Annotated in this window: 10 protein-coding genes; 7 read left to right on the top strand and 3 right to left on the bottom strand. The window is 60.3% G+C overall.

Annotation, left to right across the window (positions count from 1 at the left end; all coding sequences use genetic code 11):
• Positions 1-92: 92 nt before the first annotated feature.
• Positions 93-839, bottom strand: coding sequence for a hypothetical protein (locus tag ASG47_RS04430; RefSeq protein WP_061907547.1), 747 nt, complete (start codon positions 837-839; stop codon positions 93-95).
• 355 nt (positions 840-1,194) lie between these two features.
• Here ASG47_RS04430 and ASG47_RS04425 point away from each other — a divergent pair, with 355 nt between their 5' ends.
• Entirely contained in the window at positions 1,195-1,536 is a 342-nt protein-coding gene (locus tag ASG47_RS04425) for a hypothetical protein (RefSeq protein ID WP_061907546.1), read from the top strand.
• Between the two features lie 36 nt (positions 1,537-1,572).
• Here ASG47_RS04425 and ASG47_RS04420 read toward each other — a convergent pair whose 3' ends face one another.
• A complete protein-coding gene (locus ASG47_RS04420; protein ID WP_162243216.1) occupies positions 1,573-2,709 on the bottom strand; it encodes a cysteine desulfurase family protein in 1,137 nt (378 codons plus the stop codon).
• A 107-nt stretch (positions 2,710-2,816) separates the two neighbouring features.
• Between ASG47_RS04420 and ASG47_RS04415 the strand changes: the two genes are divergently transcribed.
• From ASG47_RS04415 to ASG47_RS04405, 3 genes are read left to right on the top strand one after another with little or no spacing between them, the layout of a single operon-like run.
• Positions 2,817-3,782, top strand: coding sequence for a DUF4007 family protein (locus ASG47_RS04415; protein ID WP_061907544.1), 966 nt, complete (start codon positions 2,817-2,819; stop codon positions 3,780-3,782).
• Positions 3,779-7,132 (top strand): hypothetical protein, encoded by a 3,354-nt coding sequence (locus tag ASG47_RS04410; protein ID WP_061907543.1) that lies wholly within the window; start codon positions 3,779-3,781, stop codon positions 7,130-7,132. Before ASG47_RS04415 ends, ASG47_RS04410 begins: the two co-directional genes overlap by 4 nt.
• A complete protein-coding gene (locus tag ASG47_RS04405; RefSeq protein WP_061907542.1) occupies positions 7,129-7,962 on the top strand; it encodes a phosphoadenosine phosphosulfate reductase family protein in 834 nt (277 codons plus the stop codon). The genes ASG47_RS04410 and ASG47_RS04405 overlap by 4 nt, the downstream gene beginning before the upstream one ends.
• Before the next feature lie 52 nt (positions 7,963-8,014).
• On the opposite strand, the gene ASG47_RS04400 is transcribed toward ASG47_RS04405, so the two are convergent.
• On the bottom strand, positions 8,015-10,318 hold the full coding sequence (locus ASG47_RS04400) for a DUF262 domain-containing protein (RefSeq protein ID WP_156463988.1): 2,304 nt from the start codon (positions 10,316-10,318) through the stop codon (positions 8,015-8,017).
• A gap of 252 nt (positions 10,319-10,570) precedes the next feature.
• On the opposite strand from ASG47_RS04400, the gene ASG47_RS04395 reads away from it, so the two are divergent.
• Genes ASG47_RS04395 through ASG47_RS04385 form a run of 3 tightly spaced genes read left to right on the top strand, consistent with a single transcriptional unit; the run spans position 10,571 to position 14,893 of the window.
• A complete protein-coding gene (locus ASG47_RS04395; protein WP_061907540.1) occupies positions 10,571-12,196 on the top strand; it encodes a DEAD/DEAH box helicase in 1,626 nt (541 codons plus the stop codon).
• The gene (locus tag ASG47_RS04390; protein WP_061907539.1) at positions 12,189-13,970 is read left to right on the top strand and encodes an ATP-binding protein; all 1,782 of its coding nucleotides are present in this window, start codon (positions 12,189-12,191) and stop codon (positions 13,968-13,970) included. Before ASG47_RS04395 ends, ASG47_RS04390 begins: the two co-directional genes overlap by 8 nt.
• Before the next feature lie 2 nt (positions 13,971-13,972).
• Complete coding sequence (locus tag ASG47_RS04385) at positions 13,973-14,893, top strand: phospholipase D-like domain-containing protein (RefSeq protein WP_061907538.1); 921 nt, start codon at positions 13,973-13,975, stop codon at positions 14,891-14,893.
• Positions 14,894-15,074: the final 181 nt, after the last annotated feature.

Here is a 15,074-nt window from a genome sequence, read left to right as displayed (position 1 = left end):
AGCCCCCGCTGAAAACAGCCAGGGCACGGTTGGAACATGGGTCAAATCTCGATGGAAATAGTCCCGCCTAACGGGTCACTTCTCAGTGGCAATCAACACTGGAACCGACGCCAGAGCACTGAACCCACTTTGAAAGGCAAGATGCCGGTGTTGCCGTTGGGCGCCGTGAAGGAGATGGTGCTGCCGGAGAATGAAAGAAACAAGCCATTCTCGAAGTAAAATCCTCTTCCCGCGATTGCTCTTTGGGTCAACGAACTCGCCGACGTCTCATCCACACGAGCAAGATAGTCGAGGATCGCGCGAATTCTGCTTCCTTGCACCAGATACTCCGTTGCGCCGTGGACAATCCCGATCTTCGCGCAGCGAACTTCGTCGGAATGGCAACCGGGAAACAATCTATCGACCGCGTCTCGCCACTCTTCGCTCGCAGAGATGGCGTCGCCGAACCCACCAGGCGGATGGTACGTGACCTTCACGTCTTGAGGGCCGGTCGCGCGCAGATCAGCGGAGTGTCCAGCGTCGTTGTTGACGAGTTCAAGGGCAAGGACGTCGTCGCTCGACCATTCCCGTCTTTCCCTTTCGAAGTCATCCAGGACACTGCTCCAATCGATAAGCACACCTTGCTTCAATTGCGAGTAAGTTGATACCCCAGGCACGTCTACCCGCATGTCGTCGACGTGGGCGGCATGATGCCAGAGCACCCTCGCCGCCATAAATGCCTCCGAGGTCGTGGCTGCGGCGCAAAGCTTGATGGTCTGGAACAGAAAATAGGACTGCTCGAACTCGATGCCAGTCTTTCCATGATAAGCACCCATCCACTTTTTCAGAGGATCGACCATGGTTGCCTCGGTTCTTGCGGTTCGGAGATATTCGGTTCTTTAGATGCTTTGGCTTAAACATCTGTGACTGCCTTGGGTTTTGAGGGCGCTAGATTCCGGCCGGTACACTTACCATTAATCATTGAGGGGCGGTGCATCGCTGTCAGGGGTCTACGGCCTGATCGATCGGTGCTCGAACGATATCGACGTCAACTGCGACATCGAACGTTGCTTGCCGATGAGGCCGACGTTGCCAAACATGGCTTGCCGACGTGAATGGACGCGGTTCTACGGAAAAGGGCGTCAACTTTCTGCTCGCCTTTTTCTCCGTGCGATCCGGTTATATATCGAGCCTCCATCATGCAGGACGTGTGCAATGACTGCGACCCTGACCTTCGACCTGGACGATGCACTGGCCGATCGCGCAAAAGCCATTGCCGAAATCGAGAGCCGTTCCATGTCGACGGTCATCCGTGACGCCCTGATCGTTTTCTCCGAGATGCCCAGTGAGCTCAGGGACACGTTATTGGCCCTCAGGTCGAGCGACGACGCCCTGTTCCTCGACCTCAAGAGGGAGATGATGGACTATCTCACTCGCCCCCGCTTCATAGCTGCAGCAAAGCAGGTCGCATCGCGATTGGACGCCAATGCTATGCCTGACGATGCTTCCGACCTCGAGATCATGGAAGAGGCGACCCGGATGACGCTCGGTCGATGAGGGGTCCGTAGAGGAGACGAATCGACAGCGCCGTGGTCAGTTGTCTTTTGTTCGCGGGAGCGAGTTTCGCAGCAGGACAAGAGCGTGCTCCACATCGGCATAAGTGGTCTGTGGGGCTGTGCTGAAACGAACGGTGCTCGACATTGCGGCAGGGCTCATGCCGATCGCCGCGAGCACATGGCTGGGTTCGGGCATTCCTGACGAACAGGCAGATCCGCGCGATGCCGCCAAACGGGGCTGAAGCAGCGCAAGAAGCCGGTCGGCCTCCACTCCGTCGAAGACAACGCTCAAATTGCCAGGGTGTCGCTCGGTCGAGGACCCATTCAAGGTCACTCCCGTACCCAGATTCTTCAAGCCGTTCAGAAGCGCATTAGTCACTTCCCGCCACTTCGCAACTCTGGATACATCGGGCAGGTCTCGGCAGGCGGCTGCGAATCCAACGGTCAGGAATGTCGGCACTGTTCCCGGTCTGAGCCCGTCCTCCTGCTCTCCGCCGAAATGCAGGGACGTCAAATGCGGTCGGGCCCCGGTTGAGACGTACAAGGCGCCAATGCCTTTGGGGCCGCCCATCTTGTGCGAAGAGAAGCTGACGAAATCGGCGCCCCAAGCGTCGACATCGACCCCATTGAATGCGAGTGCCTGCGTTGCGTCGGTATGCAGCAGAGCGCCGTTCTTTCGAACGATGCGGGCAATCTCGGAGATGTTCTGAACCGTGCCGATCTCGTTGTTGGCGGCCCCCACCGATACGAGATCAGTCGGTCGCGTCAGTTCGATCTGCAACAGGTCGAGATCGAGTGTGCCATCCCGTCCAACGGGCAGCACGACGACCTCGTGACCTGCCCGTTCTGCCGCTCTTGCGGATGCCAGTACCGATTTGTGCTCGATCGCGCTGACCAAGATCCTTGCTTTCGTCGAGCGTCCAGCAACGAAGCCCAGAACCGCGATATTGTTCGCTTCCGTGGCTCCCGATGTGAAGACGATCTCATGGGCATCGGCGCCGATCGCCCGCGCAATATCTCCTCGGGCGAGCTCGATGGCACGAGCCGCTTCCCATCCCGCTGCGTGATCGTCCGAGTGAGGGTTGCCCTGAGATGCGTGAAGATACGGCATCATTGCATTCAGAGCAGCCTGCGACATCGGGGTGGAGGCCTGATGATCCAAATAGACAAGCATAAGCGACTCGTTCATCTACCACTGGCGACGTTCACCAGTTGACCGCCCTATCACTCACTAGTACCTTCTACTGGAGATTTTGTCCAGTTGGGGGTAAGATGAGAAGCATGCTCGATCGGGCCGGTTCAAAGGTTCAGTTCGCCGGCCATGAAACCTTCCCCTGCCGGTACGGATGGCTGAAAAAAACTTTTGATGCCATAGACTTGGCTGTGAATGAGGATGAGCGCCGGCGTGTCTTCTCGCCGGAGGTCGCAATCTCGGGCTTCGGTGTCGGCAAGAACATGGTGGCGTCCATGCGCCACTGGGCGTTGGCCTGCGGCGTCGTCGAGGCGAACGTGGTCAGGGGCAAGATCGTGGATTTCCTGCCGACGCGCTTGGGTCGAACGATCTTTGGCGCTGGCGATCCCTTCCTGGAGCGTCCGGGCTCGCTCTGGGCGCTGCATTGGAAGCTCGTCTCCGGCCCTGGGCGCGCAACTGCCTGGTACTACGCCTTCAATGAATTCAACGATGGTATCTTCAGCCGCGAGTCCCTCGCGAGCAAGCTGATGGCTCGTCTGGATGATCTGCGGGGCGCTGGCGTGCTTGCAGGGAGCCGGATCACGTCCGCGACCGTCGAGCGAGACGTGGACTGCTTGATCAGGACGTACGTGGCGCGCTCCAACGGCAAGGGGCTCGCGGAGGATGGCTTGGAGTGTCCGTTCGCCGAGCTGGGATTGATGGGAACGCTCGCGGGCGTTGGGGCCGTGCAGTTCCGCCGAGGTCCGAAGCCCTCTTTGCCCGACTTCGTCTTCGCGTTCGCCCTGATCGATTTCTGGCAGACGCACTATCCGTCGCGTGGATCGTTGTCGGTCGAGACGGTGTCTCACGAGCCTGGGTCGCCCGGGCGGTCGTTCGGATTGGACGAGGACAGCATCGTGGAGCGCCTTGAGCGCATCGATCTCGTCACCAACAAGGTGCTTGGATGGGACGAGAGCACCGGGCTGCGGCAGGTCACGGCGCGTTCGCCGATCGGGGCGCTCGATTTCGAGGGGCTTCTCGAGGATCACTATGCGATTTCGGAGGAAGCGGCATGATTATGCTCTCAGACCTGGTCTCGGTGCAACGTCGTTTTCGTCGGTCGGTGCGCATCGATGCGGATGCTGGTCTCGGAGCGGGGGAGGGTTTCATCTGCACTCCGACTGCCGCGCAGGCGTTGAGAACGACTCTCGACCACATCGCCGATCATGAGCATGGCGCGTTCACTTGGACGGGTGCGTACGGTTGCGGCAAATCCAGTCTTGCGCTGGTGCTCGCCACCGCACTGGGGCCGCAAGGAAAAGCGCGCAAGCAGGCGCTGTCAACCTTGCCTCCCGACGTCGTCGAACGCTTCGAGAAGAGGATGAGGTGGAGAGCGGCCGGCTGGACGGTGGTTCCGATTGGTGGGCGTCGCGCGGATCCGCGAGAGGTTCTCGATGCCGCGATCGATGCAGCAGGCATCGAGCCCGGAGATCATCCGGTCGAGCGCCTCTTGGCGGCGGCTGCCGCCCGTCCATGCGGCATCGTCCTCCTCGTCGATGAGATGGGAAAGCTCCTCGAGCATTCGGCCGCAGGCGGGGGAGATGCGTTCATCTTCCAAGAGCTCGCGGAGGCAGCATCGCGTTCGGCGGGAAAACTGGTCGTCGTCGGGATACTGCATCAAGCATTCGACGACTACGCCTATCGATTGGCGCGAGAGACCCGCGACGATTGGCTGAAGATCCAAGGTCGGTTCGTGGATGTCCCCCTCAGCCCAGCACCGGACGAGCAGCTCGGCTTGCTCGCAGCGGCGATAAGTGCGCCCGCTCGGAAGGTGGATCGTGCGGCTTCCGCGGTTGCCTCGTCGATCCGCAGCAACGATGCCGATGCCGAGGCAGTGGCGCAGACGCTCTCTGCCTGTTGGCCGATCGATCCGGTGGTGGCGTGCCTTCTCGGCCCTCTGTCGCGTCGTCGTTTCGGCCAGAACCAGCGCAGTCTCTTCGGCTTCCTGGCCTCGTCCGAGCCTGCGGGTTTCCAAGATTTCCTGCGCTCGACGACGGAGGAGAGCCAACGGCTCTACGACGCCGACTGGTTGTGGCGCTACCTGCGGGCCAACCTCGAGCCTTCGATCCTCGCCTCTCCAGATGGCCATCGGTGGTCGCTTGCGATCGATGCTGTGGAGCGATCCGAGGCGCGTGCAGCCTCGGACGACCAGATGCGGCTGGTCACGGCAGTCGCTCTCATCGACATGTTCAGAGAACGAACGGGTCTTATTGCGTCTCCGGAAATATTGGCCGCTGCTCTTCCTGACATCCCCTTGGCCCGTATCGTATCCGATCTCGAAATCCTGTCGGGCTGGTCTGTGGTCGTGCATCGTCGACATCTCGGCGGCTACACGCTCTTCGCAGGATCCGATTTCGACATCGAGGGAGCCATCCGCGACGCGCATTCGGGCGTCGTGGGGTGCGACTACTCCAGGCTGCGAAGCACAGGCGTCTTCGCTCCTATCCTCGCCAAGCGCCATTATCATCTGACCGGATCGATGCGGTGGTTCGATGTGGACGTCGTCTCCCTGGAAGACGCCGGGCAGAGGGTGGAGAGATTCAAGGGCGACACGGGCGCGGTTGGACTTTTCCTCCTGCTGATCAACGATTCCGGCTTCAATGCCAGAACGCTTCATCGTCGGGTGGAATCCCTGAAGCACCAGATCGGAGATAGGCCCATCGCCATCGGTCTTTCCGCGGACAGCTACATGCTGCGAGAGATAAGCATGGAGCTCATTGCCGTGGAGACCGTGCAGTCGGACCGCCCGGAGCTCAAAGGCGATCAGGTGGCGCGTCGCGAGATCGCGAGCAGGGCCGCTCGTCTCGGCGGGGAACTCGAGGAGCGACTGCGCGCAAGCCTGGCCGCCACTTCGTGGGAGGTGCCCGAGCTCGATGCAGCTGCGCTCGACTTCGGTCCCATCGAAGGCGCTGCACGCCTCAGCATGTTGGCTTCTGCATTGGCGGATGCCCTGTTTCCGAAAGCGCCGAGGTTGTCCAACGAACTGGTCAACAGGACCAAACCCTCGTCGAACGCCATGGCGGCCACCAAGGCGCTCATGGTGGCGATGGTCGATTCGAGACACGAACCGAACCTCGGAATCGAGGGCTATCCCCCGGAGAGAGGCCTCTACGTCTCCCTCTTGGCACGGACGGGCCTGCATGCCGAGCATGAGGGCGTCTCCGAGTTCGTGACCCCTCCCGCCGACATGCCTCATGGACTGTCGGCACTCTGGGAGAGGGCGGATGCGCTCGCCGAAGCAGCTGGTCCAAAGGGCATCCTCTTCTCAGACATCTACGATGCATGGAGACTGCGACCATATGGGGTCAAGGACGGGCTGCTGCCGATCCTGGCGCTCGCATACGCCTTGTCGCGCCAGAAGGACGTCAGCGTGTATCTCGACGGCGCCTTCTGCGCGTCCATCGGCGACCTGTTCGTCGACCGACTGCTCCAGGATCCGACGTGCGCCCGCATCCGTCGCATAGACATCGACGAGCGCCATGTACGGATTCTGCATGGCATATCGGGCGTCACCGGCGAGCTTCTGGGCGAGGCTGTTCCGGGAGAGGTCGATCCTTTGTCGGTCAGCCGTCGTCTTGTGTCGCTCGTCACGAGGACGCCGACCTGGGTGCGCCGGACGCAACGCCTCAGCCCGGTGGCCATGCGGGTCAGGGATCTTGCGGTGGCTGCCCACGATCCCAACAAATTCATGCTCGACGATATCCCAAGGCTCTTCGCGCACATGCAGGACGACCAAGTGGTCGCCGAACTGCAGTCCGGCCTTCGCGAGATCGCAGGTGCCTACGATGCCATGCTCTCGAAGCTGGGCGAGGAGATGCTGTCCGAGCTTGCCGCAGCGCCAGGGGCAGATGGATTGATGCGTCTCCACGATCGAGCGGTGGTGGTCGTGGGTCTGACCGGAAACTATCGTTTGGATGCATTCGCGACTCGTCTGCGCGATTTCGATGGCCATCGCGAGTCGATCGAAGGACTTGCCAGTCTCGCTGCGAACAAGCCTCCGCGAGATTGGGTCGACAGGGACATGGATGCGGCTCGAATGGAGCTGGCAGCCTTGGCGCAGGAATTTCTTCGGGCCGAAGGGCTGGCGCACGTCAAGGGTCGCCCCAACGGGCGTGTCCGAATGGCCCTCTACATATCCGACCCCGGCCGCCCGGCCATTGCGGCCCCCGATTTCTCGATAGACGAGGTTAGCCGTCGACGCGGCACCGTTCTGGCAGAAGAGCTGCGGGCCAGCATCGATGCTCGAACTCCGCCGCAGGTCGTGCTCGCCGCATTGATGGAACTTGGAATCTCGTTCGCATCGGCCCTGGAGGCCGAGGGCGAGAACAGCAACGGAGCCGCGAAGCGCTCTGGAGGTGCAGCATGAGCAGGAAGCGTCACGTTCTAGGTCTCTCGGGCGGCCGCGACAGCGCTGCTCTCGCGGTCCATATGGCCCAGGCCAACCCCGAGATCGAACTGGAGTATTTCTTCACCGATACCGGCAAGGAGTTGCCTGAGGTCTACGAGTACCTGGGCAGGCTCGAGGGTTTTCTGGGCAGGCCGATCGAGCGGCTCAATCCCGATCGCGACTTCGACTTCTGGCTCAAGCAGTACAATTCGTTCCTGCCCAGCCCCAAGACGCGGTGGTGCACGCGTCAGCTCAAGATCCGCCCCTTCGAGCAGTGGCTATGGCCTGCATTGGACCAAGGCGACGAAATCGTGAGCTACGTCGCGATACGTTCGGACGAGGACTATCGAGAAGGATACGCCTCAACCCATCCCAACCTGTCGGTGAGCCTGCCCTTCCGAGAGGCGGGCATCGATAAGGCCGGGGTCATCGACATTTTGAATGCCAGCGGTCTCGGCTTGCCGGACTACTACGCCTGGCGCTCCCGCTCCGGCTGCACCTTCTGCTTCTTCCAGCAGAAGATAGAGTGGGTTCGGCTCATGGAACGGCATCCGGAGAGCTTTGCCGAGGCCAAGATGTACGAGAAGAATGCCGTGGACCACGGGTCGCCATTCACTTGGACGCAGGGCGAGTCGCTCGATCAGCTCGCTCTTCCGGAGCGCGTCGAGCAGATCAAGGCGGACCATGAGAAGCGCGTTGCCAGGTTGGCTGCCAAGAGGATCGTCAATCCCCTCAGGTCGAACGACGAACCCTTGGACATTGACGAGATCTATGGTCAGGCCAAGGTCTGCATCACCTGCCACAAATAACGCACTGGGTTACGTAGCGCGCACGGCATTGCCGACGCGCTACGTGCAATTGCTAGGTGGGTTTGGGTCCCAGCCAAGGCGTCATGGTGCTCCATGCCAGCTCGGCTATACGACGAGACCTTGAACCTACGAACGCGGCGTCCCACTCGCCATCGTACTTCACAACGGGCTTGCAAAGAGGCAGCGAAACGCTCGTCTGAGCAATCTTGCGAGTGGCCTTTCCGATGGGTACGCCGAGTTTCTCGGCCTCCAGGATCGCTGCATCCGCATCGGACACCGATTCTGCAGCAAACACCGCCAGCAGTGCGCGTTTGTGCGACCAGTCGTGGTCGGCCAGTTCGTTGTTCTCGAGCTTGGGCAGAAGGAGCAGATTTCCCAGTTGATCCCGTGTACGGCTGTCTGCAAGCAGATCGGAAGGCCAGTTGCCGATGCCAGCCCCTTGCGGAGCGATGTGCTCGATCGTGAAGGTGCTTTCGTCGTACCAGCCGGCGGGCGTGAGGAGGTTGTGATTGCCGCGACCGCCGCCAGTTATCAGTCCTGGAGCGGCTGCATCGCTAACCGCGTTATGGCTGGCAGCCAGAAGAAGGAAGCGGGTGACGGAGTTGCTCTCCTCGTATATGGCGCGTTGCGAAGTGTTCGTGACCCAGGCATCCTTTGTGCCGATAGCAACTCTTTTCTGACTGAGCAGGCCCCAGAGCGCGGCTTGAAGCTCGGATAGGGTTGGCGCGACATTGGAAGAGTGGTCCGGTTGGCGTAGGCACGCCGGTTTCTTCACTCCTTGGCCACCGAACATGATTGCTCGATATTGGGCATCGATGTTCGAGGTTCCGCCCCGAGCGGCGCGCCACATCATCGAGAATGCTGCAATGGCCTTGATGGCGCCCTCGTACTCGCAGCGCGAATGCTCGTCCCCGCCCTTAGCCGCCGCAGCGTAGAATCGGACCAGCGGCGCGATGACCACGTCATGGCGGAGCGACCTGAGCGCCTCAAAGCAGAACCCAGCCACGGGATCGCTGCTGGCCGAACCATCGGGTAGAACGAGGGCCGACTCCTTTGCCGGCCGAGCCCAGGACGAGCCCAGAAATTTAGCTGTGATACCCAAGTATTCCGTGAATTCGAGCTTTTCCTCGTCCGTATTCAGAGCTGCATAGGCGGTCCTAAGATAACGCCCTTGCGCGCTCAGACGGCCTTCAAGGCGGCGTCCCGTGCGCAGCAGAGCAAAAGGAATGAGCATGGCAGTAGTGGCCCGTAGCTTTTCATCCGCCTTGGTGAACTTGCTCAAATAGTTTTCTACGAGGTCCAAATGCGTAGCGGATTTGGATTGCTGAAAGTTCGCTTGACCTTCGAACTCGATTACTTTTGGGCGGAAGGTTTCGAAGGCGGTCAGGGGTTGACCCGTCGTGTTCAAGGCTTCGAACATGTCAAAGGCATAGTCTTCCGTAAAAGTCGTCACCACGGTGATCGCCATTCGCGTGTTCAGATATCTGCCGAAGGCCATCAGACGCAAAACCTGTTGAGCAGCGCTGCTGCCCATGACGAAGTCCACAACGGGATTTGAGAATTTATCCGCCCAGAAAGCCGCCGCCTGCAACTCGACAGATATGAGCTGTTCCACATCGGGCAGTTGGAAGGCGTCTATGGTTCCTTCTGCGATGTTGTCCAACATTTCCATGGAGGACCTGACCGCTCTATCCAGCGCCGTCTGATTGTCGTCCTTGGTCCCCGCCTGTGGAGTTTGGCCGACGAACGGCGTCCCGTCGTCAGCCTCCAGGTGTTCGATGTATCGCCAGATGAGGCGCGCGATGGGCGAGTTGTAACGAGCATGCTGCTTGTTGCGGGACCATTGATCTTCGAAGGCCCTGATGACGCGGGGGTAGTTCCTCCAAATTGTCCCGCTCGTTCGACCCTCGAATCTCACAGTTTTGGCGAGATCGAAAAGATAGTCGTCGACGATCTGAAGAAAAGCATCGTGTTCAGGTGTCGCCGGAATTTTCAGGCGCCGTTGCTTGATGGCGTCGTGCAGCACGATGTTTACCGCGATTAGGGTGCAGAGCCTCTGCTGACCATCGATGATCGTCAGCACATCATTCGGAAGATCGACGTCCATCGGTTCCTCCACGGGCACTACAGATTTGTCGTCTATAGCAATGATGGTTCCGAGAAAGCGCAATGACTTCGTGTCGACCACAAGACGATGCAGACCATCGACGGTGTCCTCGAAGAGCCGTTTCACATCGTCGGACGACCAGGCATAACCGCGTTGATATGCCGGGATGAAGCACCCTTGGTCATTCGTGCTGAGAAAGTCCGCGAGGCTTCGCGGCGTGGCGGTGAATATCTTGCTAATGTCGGTCAATGATCCCCCCAATATGCGACGCTCGTGGCGCCACTCTTTCTCGTTCGTCGGTGGCCTTCAGCTGAAACTTGCCGAATCCTGCGTATTTCTCAGTCCCAGGCCGTACAGATGCAGCTCACCTCGATGCCACACGAAGGTTCTTTATTGCAATCCTCTATGGCTCATAAGAATTTATAGTGCTGAACTGTTTCTAATGGATTGCAAAGGCGATCCATTCTCTGCTCTATTCGCGTCGGGTACGGGGGGGGCGGCGTGTCTAGGCATCTTGTAGAGGCGCTGGCACGAGCCGGCGTAGAGGAACTTACGGCATTCGCCGGCAGGGACGCGGTCGAGCTTCTGTCCAAGGTCGAGAGCAAGGCGCTGAACGCTTCCGCTCTCGCCGAAGTCGTCGTTCGGCGCCTGGGCGGTTCGGAGGTGCTGCGGCAGAAGGGATTGAGATCAACTCTGCTGACCTCGCTCAGGGTCCCTGAGGCAAAGCTGCTCGCCAGTCTGCTTGGCCTCGAAAGCGAAGATCCCTACGCGTCGTTGCTCGAATTCGAATTCGACCGATCCGTCGTCGCGATGGAGACCCTCCACGCGCACTTCGGAGTACCGATCGTGGCACAGGAGGAGGTTGCGGAACTTCCCGACTCGATCAGGACCCAAGGCCCTTACACGCTCTTCTCTCACCAGCGTCGTGCCTCCCAAGCGGTTCAGCGCATCCTGACGGGCGATTTTGCGCGCGTTCTGCTGCACATGCCCACAGGTGCAGGCAAGACGCGCACTGCTGTCACCACTATCGTCGATCTGCTCAGGAGCCTCGAGGACGGCGAGGTCGTCGTCTGGTTGGCGCATTCGGAGGAGCTCTGCGACCAAGCCTTCGAAGAGTTCGTCAAGGCCTGGTCGTACCTCGGTTCGCGGCCGTTGCGCGTGCATCGTCACTATGGAAGCCATCGGATCCCCGATCTGTCCACCGTCGACGACGGCATAATCGTTGCAGGGCTATCGCTGCTCTACCAGCAAAGCGCCAGTCGACAGAGCGAATTCCTGGCCCTTGCGCGTCGCGTACGGCTGATAGTGATGGACGAGGCCCATCAGGCGACCGCTCCCACATATTCCCACCTCATCGACTTGCTGCAACGACGCAAGGATGCAGGCGTCCTGGGGCTTTCCGCCACCCCAGGGCGATCGCTCAAGGATGTAGGTGCCGACATAGCCCTGGCGGAGTTCTTCCGCGGAAACAGGGTCAAGCTCGAGGTGGACGGATATAGGGATGCGATCCAGTACCTCACCGAGCAGGGCTATCTTGCTCGAATGGAATTCGTGCAACTGCCTTTCGGGCAGGCCGATGTCGAACTGTCCGCCAGCGAACTGAAACGGCTGCAGGAGGGTTTTGACCTGCCGGCCCGTGTCATTGCCGAACTTGCCGACGACGAAGCGCGAAATCTGATGATCGTGGACGTCGTGAAACGGGAAGTGGAAGCGGGCGGAAGCGTTATCCTGTTCGCGCTCTCCGTCGATCATGCCAACATGTTGGCTTCCGTGCTCGCCTTCATGGGCGTTGCGGCGGCCTCCGTGACCGGCAGCACTCCCGCGGAACAGCGCCGACAGACCATTCAGCGGTACAAGGATCGCGCGGGCATCGATGTGCTCTGCAACTATGGGGTGCTCACGACTGGCTTCGACGCGCCCCGAACCAACGTTGCGGTGATTGCCCGCCCCACGACATCGGTGGTCCTGTACAGCCAGATGATAGGCCGAGCAGCGCGCGGTTCGGCAGCAGGCGGCAATGAAGAATGCCGCATTCTCACAGTGGTCGACAGGGTTCCGGGCTTCGCCAGCCTCGTCGAAGGCTTTCAATTCTGGGACGACATCTGGGAAGACGAACACAATGGCTGACTTTGCAATCATACCTCAGCACCTATCCATCGATTCGATGCGCAGCTCCGGGTACAAGGACAGCGCCTACGCCGTGGCCGAGCTCATCGACAACTCCATTCAGGCCGGAGAAGGTCTCGATCGCCCGATCACGGTGGAGCTGATCTGCGTCGACAAGTCCGGTCATGAAACCGGCGGCAGGCGCAGGATCAACCGCGTTGCCGTCTATGACAACGCCGCCGGAATGACCCCCGAGCAATTGCGTTCGGCGCTGCAGTTCGGCGTAGGATCCCACAAGGATGCCGCGAACCAGAAGGGTATCGGCAAGTTCGGAATGGGCCTGCCGAATTCGTCGATCTCCCAGTGCCGTCGCGTGGACGTCTACTCTTGGCAGGAGGGCACGACCTATCATACCTACCTCGACATCGACGAAGTCGAAGCCCAGACCTTGGTCGAGATCCCCGATCCGTCCCCCGCAACGATCCCTTCGGAATGGGTCGAGCTCATCAGCGACAAGATCGGCAGCAGCGGGACGCTGGTGGTCTGGTCCACCTTGGATCTTATGAAGTGGAAGCAGAGCTCGGCGCTACTGCGCAATACGGAATTCATCATCGGGCGCGTGCACAGGTACTTCTTGGCCGATGGCCGAGCGAGCATTCGTCTGGCCTCGTACGAGCACTCCGCAGGGAAGTACCGCAGCGATACGGACAGATTGCTGCGGCCGAACGATCCGATGTTCCTGATGAAAGGGACGCTGTCGCCGAAGCCGTACGACGACGCACCTGCGTTCGAGCTCTTCGGTGAGGAGGACCTCACCGTTGGCTTCGGTGGGGCGGAGCACACCATTCGCATCCGCGCTTCGATCTGCAAGCCCGAGGTGCGCAAGCTCGGTGGCGCCGCGCCCATAGGACAGGTGGCGAAGAAGAATCTCGGCGTTTCGGTCGTCCGGGCCGAGCGAGAGCTCGAGATGAACATGACGTTCGAGAACACCTACGATCCTCGCGAGCGCTGGTGGGGCATAGAGGTCAATTTCCAACCGGCGCTCGACGACCTCTTCGGCGTGACCAACAACAAGCAATCCGCGACCGGCTTCCATCGCATGGTCATCGAGGAGGACGCGGCAGCCGAAGGCATGAGCCTGGTGGATTTCAGGCAGATGCTGGAACTGGACAAGGACCCAAGGCTCGTCATGTACCAAGTCAGCCAGGTGATCGACAAGCTGCTCAGTGTCATGAGAGCGCAGATCAGGCGGCTCAAAGAGGGCGAGCGCACAGATCGAGAACGCACGTCGAACGACGTTTCGGCCGAGAGCATCGCCACGCGCGCCCTAAGGCGCAGGCAGGAGAAGCTCGGCAACAAGGGTGCGAGCGACGAGGGGGAGAAGCAGCCCGAGGAACAGCGCACGCAGACGCTGACGAGCGAGATAGAGCAGGAGGGCGTCGACCGCGAACGTGCCAAGGCGATTGCGGTCGACTATGTGAAGCGCAACATAAAGTTCCTCTTCCGACATGCCGACTTCCCGGGCGCTGCCGTATTCGACGTCACATCGAAAGCGGGCGTGATCATCGTCACGATCAATACCCGGCATCCCGCGCACGAGCACCTCTTCGAACTGCTCAGGGACGAGCAGAGCGAGTCTCCCGAAAGTCCTGCCTTGCAAGGCCTGAAATTGCTGCTGACCGCCTGGGCCCGCATGGAGGACGAGGCCGGAGGAGATCAGAAGACCGCGCTGGAGGATTTCCGAGGCGAATGGGGTCGCATCGCCAGGGACTTCATCAAGGAGGCGGAAGAGTAGGAATGCTCTGGCGCGATCTTGGCGACCACGTGGAGACATTGGCGGAATCGGCCGAGCGCTCTTTGGTGCTGGTGGCACCGTTCGCCAAGATCGCCATCGTCGCCGGCCTGTTGAGATCGGTTCCTGAAGGCGTGACCCCTCAGTTGTACACGAGATGGAGGGTAGAGGATGTCGCAGCCGGTGTCACGGACACCCGTGTTCTCGATGTCGTCGAAGAGAGAGGAGGGACGGTCTGGCTCGTGGACGATCTTCACGCCAAGGCTGTTGTTGCAGATGGCCAGCGCGCTCTTGTGGGGTCCGCGAACTTGACTGCTGCGGGGCTGGGCCGCTCGCGTCACCCGAACCTCGAGATCATGACGGCAGTCGAGGATGGCGGCGCCATAGCTCCTTTCCTGCTGACATTGAGAAGCAGGGCTCGTCTTGCAACTCTTCGAGAGGCAGCAGAGGTGGAGGCCGCAGCGGCCGATCTGAGACAGACGATGCCCACGATGGTGCAGCCGGATTCCGAACCCGCAGACGAGGCCGTCGAGAAAGGCATCTGGACGCCTGGCTTTCGTTCTCCGGACAGATTGTTTCGGCTCTATTCCGACCCATGCTGGTGGCAGTCCGCCAAGCCGCACGACCCTGCTCTTCAGGATCTGGTGGAGCTGGGCCTGCCCGGAGAACTCCGGGAAAGCGTGTTCAACGAGCGCGTTCGGGCGGCATTGCTTTCCTTCTCATGGGCCCAGGACCTGGATGTGCTGTTAAACGAACCGCAGCGCTTCGGGTCTGTCGCAGCAATCATCGGCAGATATCTTCCCTACGGCAACAGAGCAGCGAAGCAAGCCGCTGCGCAGGTGGTGATCAGATGGCTGATCCATTTTGCCCCTGACAGATTCGCCATGCGCACTCCTAACTATTCCGAGATACTCTTTAGACCTTGATCGCCGGAGCCCGTATGGTGCCCACAGCGCTCCTGTTCCAGCTTCGGAAATCCTAGTCGAACGGCTCAATGAATCATCATGATGTTGATTGCCACTGAGAAGTGACCCGTTAGGCGGGACTATTTCCATCGAGATTTGACCCATGTTCCAACCGTGCCCTGGCTGTTTTCAGCGGGGGCTG

The organism is Devosia sp. Leaf420 (assembly GCF_001425445.1).
Classification (GTDB): domain Bacteria; phylum Pseudomonadota; class Alphaproteobacteria; order Rhizobiales; family Devosiaceae; genus Devosia.
The sequence above is the reverse complement of the archived record's forward strand: the minus strand, read 5'-3'. Positions and strand labels throughout refer to the sequence as shown.

Bases quoted from the DNA above. Each gene is read 5' to 3' on its own strand.
- ASG47_RS04405 (WP_061907542.1), top strand. From the start codon at position 7,129: ATGAGCAGGAAGCGTCACGTTCTAGGTCTCTCGGGCGGCCGCGACAGC.
- ASG47_RS04425 (WP_061907546.1), top strand. From the start codon at position 1,195: ATGACTGCGACCCTGACCTTCGACCTGGACGATGCACTGGCCGATCGC.
- ASG47_RS04420 (WP_162243216.1), bottom strand. From the start codon at position 2,709: ATGCTTGTCTATTTGGATCATCAGGCCTCCACCCCGATGTCGCAGGCT.
- ASG47_RS04385 (WP_061907538.1), top strand. From the start codon at position 13,973: ATGCTCTGGCGCGATCTTGGCGACCACGTGGAGACATTGGCGGAATCG.
- ASG47_RS04410 (WP_061907543.1), top strand. From the start codon at position 3,779: ATGATTATGCTCTCAGACCTGGTCTCGGTGCAACGTCGTTTTCGTCGG.
- ASG47_RS04415 (WP_061907544.1), top strand. From the start codon at position 2,817: ATGCTCGATCGGGCCGGTTCAAAGGTTCAGTTCGCCGGCCATGAAACC.
- ASG47_RS04390 (WP_061907539.1), top strand. From the start codon at position 12,189: ATGGCTGACTTTGCAATCATACCTCAGCACCTATCCATCGATTCGATG.
- ASG47_RS04430 (WP_061907547.1), bottom strand. From the start codon at position 839: ATGGTCGATCCTCTGAAAAAGTGGATGGGTGCTTATCATGGAAAGACT.